This is a genomic window from uncultured Jatrophihabitans sp., from assembly GCF_964252635.1.
GTDB lineage: Bacteria > Actinomycetota > Actinomycetes > Mycobacteriales > Jatrophihabitantaceae > Jatrophihabitans.
Window position 1 is genome coordinate 11,016 of sequence record NZ_CAXUNP010000066.1, and the last position, 1,627, is coordinate 12,642.

Annotated in this window: 3 protein-coding genes; 2 read left to right on the top strand and 1 reads right to left on the bottom strand. The window is 70.1% G+C overall.

Annotation, left to right across the window (positions count from 1 at the left end):
* Window positions 1–228 (bottom strand): DUF6191 domain-containing protein (locus ACFFCA_RS18875; protein ID WP_375487659.1); only part of this gene is annotated, 228 nt, incomplete at its 3' end.
* 73 nt (window positions 229–301) lie between these two features.
* Here ACFFCA_RS18875 and msrA point away from each other — a divergent pair.
* A complete protein-coding gene (gene msrA, locus ACFFCA_RS18880) occupies window positions 302–961 on the top strand; it encodes a peptide-methionine (S)-S-oxide reductase MsrA (protein ID WP_375487661.1) in 660 nt (219 codons plus the stop codon).
* Window positions 958–1,497: a hypothetical protein gene (locus ACFFCA_RS18885; RefSeq protein WP_375487662.1), complete on the top strand. Its 540-nt coding sequence runs from the start codon at window positions 958–960 to the stop codon at window positions 1,495–1,497. Before msrA ends, ACFFCA_RS18885 begins: the two co-directional genes overlap by 4 nt.
* The last annotated feature ends 130 nt before the right edge of the window (window positions 1,498–1,627 follow it).

Here is a 1,627-nt window from a genome sequence, read left to right on the forward strand (position 1 = left end):
CGCAGCGCCCTTGCCGTTCGTAGCTGCAGAGTCGGCCTCGGTCGGGGCCTCCGACCCGTCCTCGTCCTCGTCCGCACGTCGGATGACGACCTTGCCCGACTCGAGGTCGATGCGCCGGCCACCCGAGTTGTCGCCGACCTCTTCGCGGGTGGACTGCAGGCGACGCTTCTCTTCGTCCATGTGCCGCTTGGCCGGATTGAAGAGGGTGTCGAGACCCCACTGCGTCATGGGTCGAGCCTACGTCGTGCGCCTCGTCGTCCCAAGGAGCGCACGCTCGCGGCAACGCACCTACGCTGGCTTCATGCTGTTCTCGCGGCGCAAGACGCAGATGGTCACTCCCGAGCGTGCACTGCGCGGTCGCGAGCACTACTTGTTCGCGGTGCCCGCCACCCACACGGTGCTCGGGCATCCGATTCAGCCGCCGTTCCCGGACGGCCTCGAGCAGGCCGTGTTCGGGCTCGGCTGTTTTTGGGGCGCGGAGGAGATCTTCTGGGGGCGGCCGGGGGTGTGGACCACCGCCGTCGGCTACACCGGAGGCATCACGTCCCACCCGGACTACGACGAGGTCTGCTCCGGGCTCACCGGACACACCGAGGCCGTCCTGGTCGTCTTCGACCCCGACGTCACCGGCTACGAGGACCTGGTCGCGACGTTCTTCGAGATCCACGACCCGACGCAGGGCATGCGGCAGGGCAACGACGTCGGAACGCAGTACCGCTCGGGCATCTACTACACCGATGACGGCCAGCGCCGCATCGCCGAGCGCGCCAAGCAGCGCTTCGGTGCCGTTCTCGAGGACCGCGGTTACGGCCGGATCACCACCGAGGTCGCCGCGCTGGGCTCGTTCTACTACGCCGAGGCGGAGCACCAGCAGTACCTCGCCAAGCACCCCAACGGCTACCGCTGTCACAGCACGACCGGGCTCAGCTTCCCGCGTGAGGCGCCGGAATCGCAGGTATGACCGACCGCTCGTCGAGCACCGCGCGGCGAGTGGCGGCGGTCTGGGGTCTTGTCGGGGTCGTGCTCATCCTGGGCGACGCGATCGTCCGGGTCTGGCCGTTCACGCTGGATGCCTTGCGCCATCACCTGAGCACTCTGCAGTGGGTCGTGCTCGCCGCCTGGGTGCTGAGCATGGGGGTCGGCGAGGGGTACCGGGGCTTCCAGCTGCGGTTCTCGCGGCGGGTGGTCGCCCGCCGGGACTCGCTGCGCCGGCACGGTCACGGCGTCGACCTCGTCCTAGCGCCGCTGTACTGCATCGGCTACTTCCACGCCGAGCGGCGACAGGTGATCAGCAGCTGGTCGCTCACCGTCGGGATCGTGGTGCTCATCCTGCTCGTGCGCCTGGTGGACCAGCCCTGGCGCGGCATCATCGACGCCGGTGTCGTGGCCGGTCTGGCATACGGCCTGGTGTCACTGCTCGTCCTGGTCAGCCGGTCGCGCCCGGCCGAGCCACCGGTGGACACATCACGCGGCAGCGTGCAGGACAGAGCCACGTAACCGCTCAGACGGGGATGGGTGTCTGGTCGGGGTCGATGGTTCGGGGTGGGGTCCATTGGGGTCGGGCGGCGGCGGGGGGGGGGGGGGCGGGGGGGGGGGGGGGGTTTGGGGGGGGGGGGGGGGCGGGGGG

Coding starts and splice junctions, on each gene's coding strand:
- msrA (WP_375487661.1), top strand. CDS start 302: ATGCTGTTCTCGCGGCGCAAGACGCAGATGGTCACTCCCGAGCGTGCA.
- ACFFCA_RS18885 (WP_375487662.1), top strand. CDS start 958: ATGACCGACCGCTCGTCGAGCACCGCGCGGCGAGTGGCGGCGGTCTGG.